The following is a 17,326-nucleotide window of genomic DNA, read 5'->3' as shown; positions in this document are numbered from 1 at the left end:
GCTACATGATCTTGATCCCTTCTGCCTTGAAACGGATCAGCGTTTGTTCCAGAACGTAGCTTTTAAATGTCGTTTCCTGGTACACATCATTCAGCCAGACCAGGATTTTCAGCTCGATATTATCCGCAGCGATCGCATTGAAGAGGATCTGGCGAGGTGCGTTCTTGACGGTACCCTCCGCATTGTCGACAATATCGTGTATCACTTTCTTGACACGCTCTAAATCAGCCTCAATGCTGATTTTAAATGTGATTTCCGCCTTTAACCTGGCGTCACTCGTTGTGTAGTTTACCAGCCGGCCTGAGAGCAGGTCGCCGTTGGGAATAATGACCTTTGAACCCAGCGGTGTGAGCAGCCGGCTGGACCGGATACCGATGTCGAGCACCTTGCCTTTCTTATCTGCCAATTCAATGTAATCGCCTATCGTGAATGGTTTTTCAAAAATCAGGATGATCCCGGATACGAAATTGTTGACGATGTTCTGCATACCAAGCCCGATACCTACGCCCAATGCACCAAGGAGAACGGTGATCCTTGTCAGCGGTACGCCGGAAACTGTTACGGCAATCAGAAAGCCGACGACAATGATCAGCAGCCGGATCAATGCGAGCTTTGAACCCTTATGTCCCGAATCCGCAGCAAAGCTTACATCGTGGCCGGAGAAGAAGTAGCCTACATTTTTTTGCAGGCTGTTGGCAAGCCAGATCGTAACAGCAAAAAACAGCACGTTTTCGAGGGTAAATGTCACGCTGCCGAAAGTCCGCTCTTTTTCGAGGATCTGTAATGCAAAGTCGAATACCGCACCGATGATATTGAGGTTGATACAGAATACCATCAGCCAGAGCACAATGGAAACAAACAACACCAGCCGCTGAAAATACAATCTTGTACGCTGCGCACTGACGCGCGAAAAGAGCATTTTTGCGGCTGTACTAACGCGGATATGCAAGTCAAGCGCCTCGGTGAGCATGTGCACGAAAACTGTCAGGCTGACCACCTGGATCAACCCGCTGATAGCAGTAATGCTGAATGCTTTGGCCAAAGAAAGCCGCCCGAAAACATTGAGCAGGATTGCCAGTACGTGCAGTACGATGTAGATGATCACCACCGGCTTGATCAGCCTTTCACCCAGATTGGCCTTTTTGACAATCTTGAAAAACCACCATCCAAATGCAATGGAAGCGGCACTAAGCCCCAGAAATGCAAACCGGAGCAGAAAAGATCCGTCCACAACCACATTGGCACCGACTGTGAGCAGGTACAAAACGATGACGGAAAACCACCACGCAAGCTGCTCGCGCGGCAGCATTTTCAGGAAGAAGAATGTAAGTGTGATGACCAGCAGAAACTGGTTGAGCTCAATGTAAATGGAAGGTGAACGGGGCTCAAAAAGCGGCGTGATATTGAACAGTAAAATTAGCGTCGCCAGAAAAGGTTTATGCCCGATGAATTTGAAATCGGTCGGACCTACCTCCTTGCTCAGCCTGGCACTTTTGGCGAAGTTGAAATTAATGTAAATCCATGCGAAAAAACCAATGCAGAGCAGCAGCAAAAACACGCGGTTGTCCCAGGTAGACTGCAGGAAGTACCGCAAAACCTTATTCTGGCCGGCATAAGAGACTTTGATCAGCCGGTTCATATTGTCGGAGCTGTCTTTCTGGCGGGCTTTCCAGAGATAGCTTGATTCCTGTCCGAGCAGGTTTTTACCTGATTCTTTGATGTAATCGTTGATCGTGCCACTTAGATCGTTGGCCGCAAAATAGACCTCCGAAACATCGGCGAGCAGGTTACTTACGGTGTCCAGGTTGGCAGTGGTCGTCTCCCCTGCCTCCTGCAGCTTGCGCCTCAGCTCGGCTATCTGACCTTTGTACAGCTTCTTTTGCGTAGAATCGCCATTGTCGATGGTGAGCAGCGAATCCCGGCCAAACTCGATCACCGACGACGACATACTTTGCAGCTCGGCATTATAGCGGGAAAGCTGCTTGCGCCAGGCACTTGTTTTTTGCTGAATATCGGTGAGCATCAGCCGGTAATTGGCCAGACTTTTACTATCAGGAGCCGTCTTCTCTACTTTGATCGCCTCCTGTATCTGGCTTACATTGGTTTTGGCAACACCCAGCTCGCGCCTGATATCGGCGCTTCCGTAACCCTTTTTATTGGCTGCATTGATCTGCGTGATCACCGCCTGCGCGTTCTCGATCTTAAACAGCAGCGTGTCCGGTATTACCACACTGGGGGTTTCTTTTTCCGCAGGCTTCTGTGCGAGTAGCGGCAATGTGCTGGTGAGCAGCACAAGCAGGATTAAAAGGACAAAGTCCCTGACTTTTTGTGAATTGAAGAAGGAAATGCGGGTAATAACCGGTGTCATAGTCTGGATTTTAGCCAAGATTCTAGCTGCCGCCGGGTTGGCGACATCGAATTTGCTAAACTTCCATACCAATAAACGTCAATGAGAAAGAGAGAAACTTGTGCCCCGACAGCCGGAATTGAACAAACAGGCGTTTGTCAGCACATCAATGTACTTGTTCCTCCTTTTTGACCGGCTTGTAATAACGGTCGTAGAAAACCTGCTTTGAATCATTATAGCTGCTTACCGCGCCCAATTTGCGCATCAGTTTGATATAATAAAAAGCAAGGTCAACCTGGTGTGGCTGGAAACCGCTGCGTGCACTCTGCGGGAACAAATGGTGGTTATTGTGCCATTCTCCTGCCACCAGGCCCGGCCACAGCTGGTTAATGGATCTGTCTTTGTTGTTGTAATCAACGCCCGGCCGCTGCTTGTCCTCGCCTTTTCCGTGGCCTTCGTAATTGAAAGTCCGCACACCAATTGCCCAGAAGCCCGCCGCTCCGAACAACGTACAAGCCAGCGCGTGCCCGCCCATCAGGTAAAATGCGAGGTACCAGAAAGACCAGTTGAAAATCCAGTTGATCACCGCGTCGCCCGGGTTAACATAAGAGCCCCATTTCAGGTATTGCTGATAGGTATTCCCTTTCACGCCGGTGTGCTCCATCAACTTTGTGACACGCTGGTAATCCGCCTCACTGAGATCCTTTGCAATCGGCTGGTGATTGACATCCGCCAGGAAACAGTACAAAAAGCCCGCGCTCGCATTATACGGATCGCCGGGCTGGTCGGACTTCAAATGATGAACATGGTGAGAAATGGCGTAGATCTCTTCGGGAACGACAGATACCGTCAGATTCTTGGTAAAAAACCGCCAGAATGAGTTCCTGAATTTATAGGCGCCGTGCGTACAGTAGCGATGGTGCCAGATAGTCCCGTGGGTACCCATGATGATCATGCTGTATAGAAATGCAGCAGCGAGCATCCACAGACTGAAAAATTTAAAAACGAACAGAAAGAAGAATGGCATCAGCAGCAGCACCCGCGCCCAGCTGAAAAACGAAAGCCAGTTCCTCCGGTCTTTCACCACATTGAGCCTGGAAAAGAACTCACGCAGGATCTGACCGGTGCTCGGCTTGACAAGATCCCCTTTTTCATCCTTCCACCCGTACGAAGGGACCTGCAATACATAATCAAAAAAAGCCATTTAGAAGAGTTTACGATGAAAGGTGGGTTACGAAAAGTTCTGTATTTCAGCCTAATGTAGGCTTTAATCCGGATAAAACCCAAAAGTAGCTCGCAACAAGATCACACCCGCATGAAAACGCTGGGTTTGACACGCTGGTATTTTTTGAGCAAAAGATTGTAAAAAAGCTTTCAAACTATTCCATAGGTACGCCGGAAAACTACTGTATCTGCTACCAAAATCCGGCAAAAGCACATGTTTTCATTGAACTTTAACTGCTTTAACTATAATCAATCCCGGATTGTAAGGTAAAAAACAGGAATTAAATGCGGGGCGGTTGCTTGTTCGCTAAACTGTACTTTACTTTGTCTATCAGATTAGTAGGTTAAGTATGCTAATCAGCATCCCAGTCAAAACAAGCACCAGCATGAACTGCCTTCAAACAAGGGGCTAGGCGCTATTTCCCTAATTTTTATGTATCAAAACTCTTCCCTCAAACCGCTGTATCGCATTGTCAGCGTGCAGCTGGCGGCGATGGTGCTTTTTGCACTTAACGTCTTTGCACAAAATGGTGCTGTCTCAGGAACGGTCACGTCGGCCGGCGACAATTCTCCCGTTCCAGGTGTCAACATCGTCATCAAAAATTCACTAACCGGTACTTCTACCGATGCCGACGGTAAGTACGGAATCACCGCGCCCGGTGAGGCTACCCTTGTTTTCTCGGGTATCGGGTACGTAACCCAGGAAGTGGCTGTAAACGGCCGCAGCGTTGTGGACGTGAAGCTCGCGGCTGATACCAAGCAGCTTGAAGAAGTTGTCGTAGTAGGTTACGGTACGCAAAAGCGCAATGCGCTTACCAACTCTATTTCGCAGATCGGCGGCGAGGCCATTACACGGCGACCGGTCTCCAACATTCAGCAGTCGTTTCAGGGCTTGATGCCGGGTGTGACCGTGCTCGACCAGGGCGGCTCTCCGGGTAAATCCAATGCCAGTATCCGGGTCCGCGGTATTACCACTTTCAATATCAATGGAAGCAGTACAAGCGGATTTGATTTGGGTAAAAATGATGCATTGGTGATCGTCGACGGCATTGAGCAGCGGCTGAGTGATATTAACCCTGACGATATCGAGTCTGTTTCGGTGCTGAAAGACGCTTCTTCCACGGCGATTTACGGTTCACGCGCCACAAACGGAGTTATTCTTGTAACAACAAAAAGAGCGAAAGGTGGCAAGGTACAGGTGGATTATCACGGCTACTACGCAATCCAGAAATCCAATAATGTGCCCAAAATGATGGGAATCGAGGCTTACATGCGGGAGCAGGTAGCGGCTTACACCAATGCAGGCGTGACTTTGCCTGCGCGTTTTACAGAAGAATCCATTCAGGCTTACGTGAATGCAACAGACCGAGAGAAGTATCCTTTGCCCAACACCTGGTTTGAAACCATGCTCCGCGCTGCGCCGCAGCAAAACCATACGATCTCCGTTGCAGGCGGTACTGACGTGCTGCGCACCAGATTGAGCGCAAGGTACCAGGATCAGCAGGGCGTCATTGCGGGCTACTCCAATACAATTGGTGAGTTCAGGCTGAACACCGACTATGATGTTTCAAAAAGGATCCGTGTAAGCGGCGATATCAATTACCGGTACAGCCGCACATTGAACCCGACCGTAAACAATGCAGCCAACAACCCGCAGCCGCTGAACAACTTTTTCCACGGTACATTGTGGGCAGTTCCCAAATATCCCGACGGCACTTACGGACTGAGTACACAGGGAAACAACCCGTTGATGTTTAACGAAATAGGCGGCCAGTCGCGGCAGAACACGGACTATCTCGCGGGTTACATCAAAGCAGACATCGACCTTGCTGAGGGCCTGACATTCTCGACGCAGATTGCGGGCCGGGGTACTTTTGTATCTCAAAAGAACTTCACGAACTCCTATACAAACGTTGACAAAAATACCAATGTAACCAAAACGGTTGCGATCAACTCGCTTACGGAAGTGCGCAACAGCTTGCGCGAGTACACTATCAACAACTTGCTTACTTACGAAAAAGGCTTTGGCGAACATAACCTGAAAGTACTGGCGGGCTACTCGCAGATCGGAAATACGCAGACTTTCCTGTCGGCCTACCGGGAACGTTTTTACAACAACGACATTGGTTCAATCGGGCAGGGCGCAAACGACGGAACGAAAAGCAACGGCGGCAATGATGCGGAATACGGGCTCAGGTCGTTTTTTGGCCGGGTAAATTATGACTTTAAAGAAAAATATCTTTTTGAGGCAAATGGGCGCTATGACGGTTCATCCAAATTCACAGGCAACAAGCAGTACAGCTTCTTCCCTTCCTTCTCTGCCGGCTGGCGGATCTCGAAAGAAGCTTTCTGGGGTAGATTGGAAAATGCGGTTAATGATCTGAAACTACGTGGTTCATGGGGTATTACGGGAAACCAGTCGGTGGACCTTTACAGCTACTATTCCGCGCTGACTGCCTACGGATATACATTCGGCGGAACGCCCGCCCAGGGCTACCGGCCTACCACACTGGCCAATACAAATCTCGGATGGGAATCGACCACGCAGCTTGACCTCGGAATAGACGCTGCATTGCTAAACAGAAGACTGACTTTTACAGCTGATTATTACCGCAAGCTGACCGACGACATTCTGCTTAACCTGGATATCCCTGCCACCATCGGGTTGAAAGCACCGCCCCAGAATGCGGGATCGGTAGAAAACAAAGGTTGGGAATTCAGCGCCAACTACCGCGGTGGCCAGAGTACTTCCAGCTTCCGGTACAATCTGGGTGCCAATTTGAGTATTAATGAAAACAAAGTTACTGACCTGAAAGGCACAGGCCCCTATATTACCGGTTCCGATATCGACCCGAGGTACATCATTGCAAAAGGGTTACCGATCAATACACTCTGGGGTTATCAGACCGATGGCTTGTTCCAGTCCGAGCAGGAGATTGCAGAATACAAGGCGACTTACGCAGCGAACACCAAGCCAGGTGACGTCAAATACGTAGACAGGAACGGTGACGGAAAGATCAATGCAGATGATATGACCGTAATAGGCAACTCTTTCCCGAAATATACCTTCGGCCTGAACACGGATTTTTCTTACAAAGGTTTTGACCTAAGTATCCTTTTTCAGGGAGCGGCGAAAGTAGACGCGCGGCTCGCAGGTGCATTGGCCGAAATGGGTAACCAGGAAGGATTCACGCATGAGATTTACACCAACAACTACTGGACTCCCGAAAACCCCGGCGCACGTTTCCCCCGTCCGGTGAAATTTGACCTGCGCAATGTGGCTACTTCTGACAGACTGGTGATCGACGGATCGTACCTGCGCCTTAAAAACGTGCAGCTTGCTTATACTATCCCGGCGGACATGGCAAGCAAGCTGCGCCTGAACAAAATCCGCGTGTATACTTCTGCGACCAACCTGCTGACATTCTCCAAGCTGAATGAATGGAATCTCGACCCGGAAGTACCATCGGGCCGTGCGGTATACTTTCCGCAAACTGCATTGTACACCTTCGGCTTAAATCTGCAATTCTGACCCGCATTCAAAAGCATTGATCATGAAAACAAATACCATCAAATACCTCATATACTCGGGAGTTGCGGCGCTTGCATTGAGCCTTTCTTCGTGCGACTCCAACTTGCTGGAAACAGTGCCGAATGACCGTCTTTCCGAAGATTTGTTCTGGAAAACAGAAGGCGATGCGCGGCTGGCTGTCAACTCGCTCTATACCGATCTGGACAGCATCAATGTCATTTCCTGGGACGGCGTGACCGACATTGCGCACATCAACCAGAGCTTCAATATCGACGCATACATTGAACAGGGCAGCTACGATGCAACCAGCTCGAAAATTTACGGAGAATGGAGAAATGCCTACCGCGGGATCCGTTCCGTGAATTACTTTCTTGAAAATGTTGATAAAATACCAACTGCAAATACAGCACTGATCAACCAGTTTAAAGGTGAAGCGAAAGTGTTGCGTGCTTATCAGTACATCAAGCTCGCCGGCTTGTTCGGCTCCGTTCCGCTGATCACTTCCACACTGACCATTGATGAAGGCCGCACATTGAAAAATGCTCCTGTCGAAGAGATATGGGGATTTGTTGAAAAAGAACTGACCGAGGCAGCTGCATTGCTGCCCGCTACTTACGGCCCGGCTGACAGAGGAAGAGCGACGAAAGGAGCGGCTCTGGGTTTGCTGGCTCGTGCGCATTTATATGCCGGACATTATGAAAAGGCAGCTGCGGCAGCCGATCAGGTGATCAAGCTGGGGGTTTACAGTTTGTACGATTCGTATGAAAAACTCTTTACCTACGCTGCCGAAAATAACAATGAGGTAATCTTCGACAAGCAGCATCTAAAAGATGTGTATCCGATCAATGTGTTCGCTTACCTGGCGCCTTACAGCCAGAAGAATGGCGGCAGCACGGTTGTGCCAACAAAAGCTTTGGTGGATACCTACGAAACGATTTCCGGTAAAAAGATCACGGATGCAGCCAGCGGCTACGATCCTGCCAAGCCTTACCTGAACCGTGATCCCCGGCTCAGATTCTCCGTATTTCTGGAAGGTGACGCGCTTCCCAGCGGGATTTCCTTTCAGCCCCGTCCTACCAGCGGCACAGCCGACGCGATCGGGAGTACTTACATTGCTTCCACGACGGGTTTTAACATCAAAAAATATTTCAACGCCGAAGATTACGCGAACCCGGCAAACGGGGGGATCAACATCATCCTGCTGCGTTATGCTGAGATCTTGCTGACATATGCCGAAGCGAAGATCGAGCTGGGGCAGATTGATGCGAGCGTTGTGAATGCGATTAATCTCGTGCGGAATGGACGGACAGACGTGAAACAGCCCGCAATCAAAGCCACAACGCAGGCTGATTTACGTGAGATCGTTCGCCGCGAACGTACTGTTGAGCTGGCGTTTGAAGGGCAGCATTTATTTGATATCCGCCGCTGGAAAACAGCCGAGCAGGTCATGAAGGGCCCTGTTTACGGCATTACCTATACTGACAATGCAGGTAAGCTGGTTACTGTGCAGGCCGCCTCGTCAAACCGTGTTTTTGACGCAAGCCGTCACTATCTTTGGCCGATTCCGCAAAAAGAACGGGACCTCAATCCTAACCTGACACAAAATCCTAACTGGTAAGCTCTTGTAATTTCATTCTTATGTCAAAATTATTTTCTGCATTGTTTGTCACTTTGGCCGCATGCATTTTACTGGGTTTTCAGTCCAAACAGCCGGCTGCAAAAACGCCTAACATTGTACTTTTCTTTATCGACGATCTTGGCTACGGCGACTTGTCGGTAAATGGCGCATTGGGCTACAAAACGCCCAATCTCGACAAAATGGCTGCCGAAGGAACGCGCTTCACGAACTTTATGGCAGCGCAGGCTGTGTGCAGTGCCTCGCGTGCAGCTTTACTCACAGGCTGCTACCCGAACCGGGTTGGCATTTATGGCGCACTCGGACCAGCGCAGCCCATTGGCCTGAACCCAAAAGAGGAAACAATCGCTGAGCTCCTGAAAGCGCAGGGTTATGCAACCGGCATTTTTGGTAAATGGCATTTGGGAAGCGAACAGGAGTTCCTCCCATTGCAGCAAGGTTTCGACGAATATTACGGCGTACCTTACTCCCACGACATGTGGCCGCTGCACCCATGGCAGGAAAAAGCCAAGTACCCGCCTTTGCACTGGATCGATGGAAACAAGCAGGGTAAGGAGATCAAAAACCTGGACGATGCCAGCGAGCTCACCCCAGCAATTACCGAGCATGCCGTTTCATTCATCAAAAAGAACAAGAACAAACCTTTCTTCCTGTACGTACCGCATCCGCTGCCACACGTTCCCCTTGCTGCCTCCGCAAAGTTCAGGGGTAAAAGTGAACGGGGTATTTTCGGGGATGTACTCATGGAGCTTGACTGGTCTGTAGGCGAGATTATGAAAGAATTGAAAGCGCAGGGACTGGATGAGAATACATTGGTCATTTTCACGAGTGACAATGGCCCGTGGCTCAACTACGGTGACCATGCCGGTTCATCGGGTGGTTTCCGGGAAGGAAAAGGCACTTCCTTCGAAGGCGGGCAGCGCGAGCCTTGCATTATGCGCTGGCCGGGCGTGGTACCCGCAGGCAGGGTATCGAACAAGCTTTTATCAACCATCGATATCCTGCCCACAATTGCCAGGCTAACCGGCGCAAAACTGCCCAAAGAGAAGATCGATGGTATCGATTTCACCGACCTTCTCAAAGGCGACGACACCAAGACACCGCGGGAAAATTTCCTCTATTATTATCGCAAAAACAGCCTTGAAGCTGTGCGTAAAGGCAACTGGAAACTAGTGTTTGCGCATCCTGGCCGAACTTATGAAGGTTCACTACCCGGGAAAAACGGTCAGCCTGGTCCTGCTCCCGAAGACCACGCAATTGCGAGGGCACTGTATAACCTGGCGCGCGACCCGGGTGAGCGTTATGATGTGCAGGAACAAAATCCTGAGATCGTAGCCGAGCTAGAAAAGATTGCAGAGGCTGCACGTGAGGATCTGGGAGACGATTTGCAGCAACGTCCGGGCAAAAACCTGCGCCCGGTCGGACAAGTTGCCAGAAAATAAATGCTAAGGCCCGGTTGTTACTTTTTAATGACCGGGCCTAAAAACTGCCAGGCAGCCACTTCCGGCTCCTGGTGTTCTTTCCTGAGTATTGCATCAAACTCTTGCAGCAGTCCTGGATTTTTCGCCGCCACATCAGTGGTTTCATTTCGATCTTTTTTCAGGTTAAAGAGCTGCCAGGGATTGTCCGGATTCTTTCTCAAATCGGTTTTTACAGCCTTCCAATCGCCCATTCTGATCGCCAGCTGACCTCCCTTTTCAGGATACTCGAAATACAGGTACTTATGTTGGGGCTGCTTTTTGCCCAAGAGTGTTGGCAGAAATGAAATTCCGTCTGTTTTTGCAATTTGCTGACCGGTAAGCTCAGCAAGTGTGGCCATTAAATCGTACTGAATGGAAACGTGCTCGCTGACACTTCCTGCCTTGATCTTACCGGGCCAGCGTGCGATAAACGGCTCGCGTATCCCGCCTTCGTAAACATCCATTTTCAAGCCCCGCAAACCTGCGACGCTGTTGAAGAACCTTGCATTTACGCCACCATTGAAAGTAGCCCCATTGTCGCTGCTGAACATGATAATTGTGTTTTCATCCAACCCCAGCTCTTTTACTTTTTGCATTACTATGCCCACCTGCTCGTCCAGGTAAGTTATCATGGCGGCGTAGGTGGATAGCGGGTATTTGTTTGCCGCATATCCTTTCGCACCATAATAGGGCTTCTCATCGAACTGCCCGATGTATTTCCGAACGTAAGCATCGGGAGCCTGCAATGCAGCGTGCGGGATGGTATAGGGCATATACAGGAAAAACGGCGCGCCTTTGTTCTTTTCAATGAATGCAAGCGCTTTTTCAGTCATTTTGGCCGGCGCATATTCTTTGCCTTTAAAGGAATCAAAATCTGCATTGGTTGCCTTCGTGGAGTCTATTTTTCGGTGCACATCAAACCAGGGCTGAGCAAGTGTGTCCCACTCGCCGTTCTCCCAGAGGTGTGAGGGATAGAAATTATGTGCCTGCTTTTGGTCGAGGTAACCATAGTAATAATCAAAACCTTGCTTGTTTGGAGCGCCTTCGGTATTGTTCATTCCGAGGCCCCATTTGCCTGTAAGCGCGGTGGCATAACCTTTTTGTTTAAGCATTTCGGCCACGGTAAATTCCCCTGCCGGCAGCGGCTTCTGGCCTCTTTCTTCTTCATCCTTAAAACCGCCCAGCTCAAAATTGCCCCTTATGGCCGAATGGCCGCCGTGCTTTCCTGTCATAAGCATAGCCCGGGCAGGCGCGCACACGGGCATGCTGGTATAGTGCTGCGTAAAGCGCATTCCTTCTTTCGCCATTTTATCGAGGTTCGGCGTCTTGATTTTTTGCTGACCATAACAGCCGAGCTCACCATAACCCAGATCGTCGGCGTAGATGTAAATGATATTGGGTAACTTTTGCTGCTGGCCCTGGCAATGTGGGGGAAGAATTATCAGGAGAATGATTAACAAGCTGATGCTAAGCAGGTAGTCGGGGCGAAATGTCACGATGGTTCAGGTTGAGTTTTCAGGTTGTTAAATATATCCATTTAGCTTTTGCAGACCAATAATGCAGCTCTAAACAAGCCGGTTGAGATGATAATTGCGGACTTAATTTATTTCGATCTGAAAACAAAAACCCGACGCTCACATGCCCTACACTCTGGCGATATATTTCAATTATTTGCCTGATTAATGACAAAATACATCAAAATACAGTTAGTACTAATCAAATACTTCCGCATTTTTAGCATTATTTTGGTTTAAAATTGTATTGTGAAAATCGATCGGTTTTAATGATAATTATTGACTTGTGAAAAAGAACGTAGATCAATCAACAGCAACTATGCCTATGGAAAATTCCTAGACTTCCTCTCAATGCGTGTACCATGTACCGTTAGCCGGTTAGCGTTGTTTTAGTGAGCTGGCTGCACTTAATGGTACAATCCCTGCTGATTTAACAAAATCAGTAAACAGGTTTCCTATGTCTGATTTTCATTCAAAAAACTCACTTTATCCGTAAAACAACAGGCAAAATGATGTAAAAGCAGTTAAGTACTCACCTTTCTTTAAAAACGAATCTATGGACCTAATTAGACGAAATCCTTATCCGGGACTTCGCAGAGCACTTTGTGCCTTAGCGGTAACAGGAGCGCTGCATTTTCCGAGCATTGCCAGCACCAGTCCCACGCACTGGTCAGGCCCGTCGCGCCTTCATCAGCGTATTGACAAAACCCTCACGGGCAAAGTGATTGATGAAAACAACAATCCGCTGCCCGGCGTAAGTGTGATCATCAAGGGAACAAGTAAAGGAACTACCACCGGCACGGATGGAAATTTCAGTTTGTCGGTTGATGATGCTGCGCAAACGCTCACGTTTTCATTCATTGGCTACACTTCGCAGGACATTGCGATTGGTAACCAGTCTGCATTCAATGTAACATTGCTACCCAGCAGTGAAGAGCTTACCGAGGTGGTTGTTGTGGGTTACGGCACACAGTCGACGGCGGCGGTAACGGGAGCTGTGAGTAATATTCAGGCCAAAGACCTGATCCGCACCCCTTCGATTGGTACTTCCGATGCGCTGGTCGGTCGCGTGCAGGGTATTACAGCCAGGAAAGCGGATGCACGTCCGGGCGCTGCCACTACCATTCAGATCCGGAATATGGGCACGCCCCTTTTCGTGATTGACGGGGTACCTTCCGATGCGGCCAACTTCAATAACCTGGGCCAGAATGATATCGAAAGTGTTTCCATTCTGAAAGACGCTTCCGCTGCGGTGTACGGGTTGCGTGCTGCAAACGGGGTAATACTGGTAACGACCAAGCGCGGAAAAGCGGGCGACGGTCCGGCCAAGATCAATATCAATGCGTATTATGGTTTGCAGAACTTTACCCGCTACCCGAAACCCGCCAGTGCTTACCAGCATATGCGCGGACTCGTGGAATCGGATGTAAACCAGGGACGTACTCCTACAATCACGCCCGAAGAGCTTGAAAAATGGCGGGTAGGTACGGAAAAAGGGTATCAGAGTTTTGACTACTACAAAATGGTGATGCGCCCGAATGTCCCGCAGTATTCGGTGAATGCCAATGTTTCCGGCGGTACCGAGAAAATCAGCTACTTCCTCTCAGTGGGGCACCTTAACCAGGATGCATTGATCAAGGATTACAATTTCAAACGGACGAACATTCAGGCGAATGTAGAATCTTATGTTACCAAGAAGCTGAAAGTGGGCGCGCAGATCAGCGGACGTATCGAGGACCGTTTTCAGGTGGGTGTGCCGGGACTGGATGATTACTTCAATCCTTTCCTGAGTATTTTCACCATGTGGCCTACCGAGCGTCCGTATGCAAACGATAACCCGAAATACATCAACCAGACCCACAATGTGAATGTGAACCCGGCGACCTATAAAAAGGAGGTAACGGGCTACATTGACGAGATCACGCGGGTGGTAAAAGGTAACTTCTATGCAGAATACGATTTCGCATTCGGCCTCAAAGTGAAGGGTACTTACTCCTATCAATATCACAATTTCGATTTTGACGGATTCGAATACACGTACGATGCCTACAAATACGACGAGGCTTCGGACGCTTACAATGTGGTAGCCGGCGGCGGTAACCAGAATCCCTGGCGCGAGCGGCGGAAACGCAATATAGTTGACCGTTTTGCGCAGCTGCAATTGAACTACAACAAAACCCTTGGCGACCACGAACTGTCGGCTGTGGCGGCTTACGAGCAGTCGGACAATGTAAATACCTACATGGTGGTACACACGGTACCTCCCAATAATTACATTCCGCTGATGTCATTTGCCAACCAGGATCTGCTGATCGATGAGTGGAGCACGGAGGCGAGAGCGGGTTACATTGGCCGGGTTAACTATAATTATAAGCAAAAGTACCTGCTGGAAGCGGTTGGCCGTTATGACGGTTCGTTCCTGTATGCGCCAGGAAAACGCTTTGGTTTCTTCCCGGGTGTTTCTGCCGGCTGGCGGATTTCGGAGGAGAACTTCTTCAAGGGAAAACTGGAAAATGTGTTCAGCAGTCTTAAAGTACGTGCTTCCTATGGTCGCACAGGTAGTGATCGTTTGAGCAATGATGCTTTTCTGGTGGCGCCTTTCAGCTATTTGCCGGGCTATAACTTCCTGCAGGGAAGCGCGATTTTTAATGGACAGTACAATATTGGTGTGAGGCCGCGCGGGTTACCCATTACTACGCTTTCGTGGATTACCAACATTTCCACCAACGTAGGTATCGACTTTGGTTTGCTGGGCGGCAAGCTGAACGGACAGTTTGATCTTTTTGAAAGAAAGAGAGAAGGTCTTCCCGCGGCGCGCTATGACGTACTGCTGCCTTCGGAAGTGGGTTATACTTTGCCTAATGAAAACCTGAACAGCGATACGCACCGCGGTCTGGAAGGTGTGCTGACTTACAAGAGCAATATCGGACAGATCGATTACGCGATCAGTGCAAATGCAACTTTGTCACGCCGCCGCGATCTGGATTTTTACAAACCACGTTTTGGAAATTCATATAACGAATACCGCGATTCGTATGTAGACCGCTGGGGAAATATCAACTGGGGTTACCAGGTGGTGGGCCAGTTCCAGTCGCAGGAGCAGATCGAAAGTCACCCGATCAACAATGACGAGCAGGGTAATCGCACGCAGCTTCCAGGGGACTTTATTTATAAAGATGTGAATGGGGACGGTATCATCAACAACCTCGACGAGCGCCCGATCGGCTATGCGGAAGGCGCGAATCCGTACGTCAGCTTTGCGTTGAACGGCAGTGTGGCTTACAAGGGTTTTTCGCTGTTCTTTGATTTTGCCGGAGCGTCGCTTCAAAGTTTCCAGCGCAACTGGGAGCTGAAAATTCCTTATCAGAACAACGGTACCTCGCCGCATTTCATGCTGGAAGACCGCTGGCACCGCGCTGATCCTTTTGACCCGAACAGTGAATGGATCCCGGGCACTTACCCTGCGCTCAGAAAAGACAATTCGAGCCACGTCAACTTCCGAAAAAGTGATTTCTGGATCACCAATGTGCGTTATATCCGTCTGCGCAACATTGAGCTCGGTTACAGCTTCGATTCAAAAGTTTTCAAGAAAATCGGCAGCAACGGTTTACGGATTTACGTGAATGCGAGCAATCTGTTCTCGATCGACAATGTGAAAAAGTACGAGATCGATCCGGAAATTTCGTCGGGTAATGCGCTGGTTTATCCGCAGCAGCGACTCTTCAATGCCGGTTTCAGCATCAATTTTTAATTCAATCTGTTATGAAACGAATTTCACAATATTTACTCGTGCTGGCGATATTCATCCTTTCCGGATGCGCCGAGCAGTGGCTTGACAGAAAGCCACAGAATATCATCCTGGAAGAGCAGGTATGGAACGATTCCAAAATGATCACGGGGCTTCTTGCCAACTACTACGACCGCCTGCCGGCGCATACTTCGCTTACCACAGGCTGGGCTGAGTTTGCCGCATATGACGAAGCAATGTGGTCCAACAACGACGACGGCCGGAACAACATCGTTTCCTATCCATTTGACCGCTGGCGGCTTTGGGATTACGGCCTGATCCGCGATATCAACCTGGCGATCGAAAACATCGAAACTTACGGGACTTCCCTGAATGAAGGACAAAAGACGCAGTTTTCAGCGGAGTTCAGGTTTTTGCGTGCCTTCGTTTATTTCGAGCTGGTAAAAAGAATGGGTGGCGTGCCGCTGGTGACCAAGCAGCTAATTTACGATTTCAACGGAAATCCCGCTTACCTGCAGCAGCCCCGCAATACCGAGGAGGAGGTGTACGACTTCATCGCCAGCGAGCTGGATGCAGTGAAAGACCAGCTGGGCAATGACGGGAGCAACACGCGTGCAAACAGGTTTACCGCAATGGCGCTGAAAAGTCGTGCGATGCTGTACGCAGGTTCGCTTGCTAAGTATAACAATCTGATGGCCTCGCCTATTGCCACGCCCGGTCGCGAGGTAGGTATCCCGGCTGCGCGTGCCAATGATTATTATGCCAAATCGCTTGCAGCTTCCGAGGAGATCATCAACAGCGGCAAGTACCAGCTTTACAAGACCAACCCTAATCTGGGTGAGAATTTTTATGACGCGATTACCAAGAAATCTGCCAACCCGGAGATCATTCTTGCGCAGGATTTTCTGGTAAGTAAAGACAAAAGGCACGGTTTCACTTACGACAACATTGCCCGGAACGTGCGTGAAGACAACCTTTCATCTTCCTCCATTACACCGTCGCTCAACCTGGTTGAAGATTACGAGTACCTCGACGGAACTTCGGGAGAGCTGAAAACGCGCAATGCAGGCAACACGGATTACATCTATTATGACAATCTGCAGGATGTTTTTGCGAACAAGGATGCGCGTCTTTACGGAACGGTTATCTACCCTGGCACTTCTTTCCGCGGCACTCCGGTGCAGATCCAGGCTGGCGTGAAGGTCTGGAACCAGGCATCAAACAGCTTTCAGAATGTAGAATCGAATACGCTGGGCTCGAACTATGACGACGGGGGCTTGCTTACAGGCTCGTCGGGACCGCAGCGCTCACAAACGGAGGTGACCAACTCAGGTTTCTATCTCCGGAAATATGTAGACCAAACTGCCATGTCGAGTACGCGCGGTATCCGCAGCGATATGTGGTGGGTACGTTTTCGTTTAGGTGAAATTTACCTGAATGCAAGCGAGGCTGCATTGGAATTGGGCAAAGCGGCTGATGCGATTAAGTATGTGAATCTGGTGAGAGAAAGAGCAGGATTTGGGGCAAACAGTCTGAAAACGCTGACATTGGCCCGTTTGCAAAACGAGCGGCGCGTGGAGCTGGCTTTTGAAGATCACCGCGTGTGGGATCTGGTGCGCTGGCGCATTGCGCATGAGGTTTGGAATGGAAATGCTTCCAACCCTGATGCGGTGATTTACGCACTTTACCCATACCGGGTTGTACGTCCGGGTCATCCTACGCATAATAAATATGTGTTCGATAAGCTGGTAGCACCCCGTTTCCGTGCACCACGGTTTTTCCAGATGGGCAATTATTATTCGTCCATTGAGCAGATCGTGATTGATAACAATCCTAAAATTGTCAGGAACCCATTCCATTGATCT

Annotated in this window: 8 protein-coding genes; 5 read left to right on the top strand and 3 right to left on the bottom strand. The window is 49.5% G+C overall.

The window, feature by feature from the left end; translation table 11 throughout:
* Position 1 precedes the first annotated feature (1 nt).
* The gene (locus ASG33_RS15190) at positions 2-2,368 is read right to left on the bottom strand and encodes a mechanosensitive ion channel family protein (RefSeq protein WP_157474792.1); all 2,367 of its coding nucleotides are present in this window, start codon (positions 2,366-2,368) and stop codon (positions 2-4) included.
* Between the two features lie 145 nt (positions 2,369-2,513).
* Positions 2,514-3,551, bottom strand: a complete 1,038-nt coding sequence (locus ASG33_RS15185) for a fatty acid desaturase (protein WP_056287012.1) — start codon at positions 3,549-3,551, stop codon at positions 2,514-2,516.
* Between the two features lie 453 nt (positions 3,552-4,004).
* Between ASG33_RS15185 and ASG33_RS15180 the strand changes: the two genes are divergently transcribed.
* From ASG33_RS15180 to ASG33_RS15170, 3 genes are read left to right on the top strand one after another with little or no spacing between them, the layout of a single operon-like run.
* On the top strand, positions 4,005-7,103 hold the full coding sequence (locus tag ASG33_RS15180; protein ID WP_056287006.1) for a TonB-dependent receptor: 3,099 nt from the start codon (positions 4,005-4,007) through the stop codon (positions 7,101-7,103).
* A gap of 22 nt (positions 7,104-7,125) precedes the next feature.
* On the top strand, positions 7,126-8,721 hold the full coding sequence (locus ASG33_RS15175) for a RagB/SusD family nutrient uptake outer membrane protein (RefSeq protein WP_056287004.1): 1,596 nt from the start codon (positions 7,126-7,128) through the stop codon (positions 8,719-8,721).
* 20 nt (positions 8,722-8,741) lie between these two features.
* On the top strand, positions 8,742-10,181 hold the full coding sequence (locus ASG33_RS15170; protein WP_056287000.1) for a sulfatase: 1,440 nt from the start codon (positions 8,742-8,744) through the stop codon (positions 10,179-10,181).
* Between the two features lie 17 nt (positions 10,182-10,198).
* On the opposite strand, the gene ASG33_RS15165 is transcribed toward ASG33_RS15170, so the two are convergent.
* Entirely contained in the window at positions 10,199-11,695 is a 1,497-nt protein-coding gene (locus ASG33_RS15165; RefSeq protein WP_409012529.1) for an arylsulfatase, read from the bottom strand.
* A gap of 574 nt (positions 11,696-12,269) precedes the next feature.
* On the opposite strand from ASG33_RS15165, the gene ASG33_RS15160 reads away from it, so the two are divergent.
* The gene (locus ASG33_RS15160) at positions 12,270-15,464 is read left to right on the top strand and encodes a TonB-dependent receptor (protein WP_056286997.1); all 3,195 of its coding nucleotides are present in this window, start codon (positions 12,270-12,272) and stop codon (positions 15,462-15,464) included.
* An 11-nt stretch (positions 15,465-15,475) separates the two neighbouring features.
* Positions 15,476-17,323 carry a RagB/SusD family nutrient uptake outer membrane protein gene (locus ASG33_RS15155; protein ID WP_056286993.1) on the top strand — a complete coding sequence of 616 codons (1,848 nt, stop codon included), beginning with the start codon at positions 15,476-15,478 and terminating at the stop codon, positions 17,321-17,323.
* Positions 17,324-17,326 lie beyond the last annotated feature (3 nt).

The organism is Dyadobacter sp. Leaf189 (assembly GCF_001424405.1).
GTDB lineage: Bacteria > Bacteroidota > Bacteroidia > Cytophagales > Spirosomataceae > Dyadobacter.
Note: the sequence above shows the minus strand (reverse complement) of the source record. Positions and strands in the feature narration are given on the sequence as shown.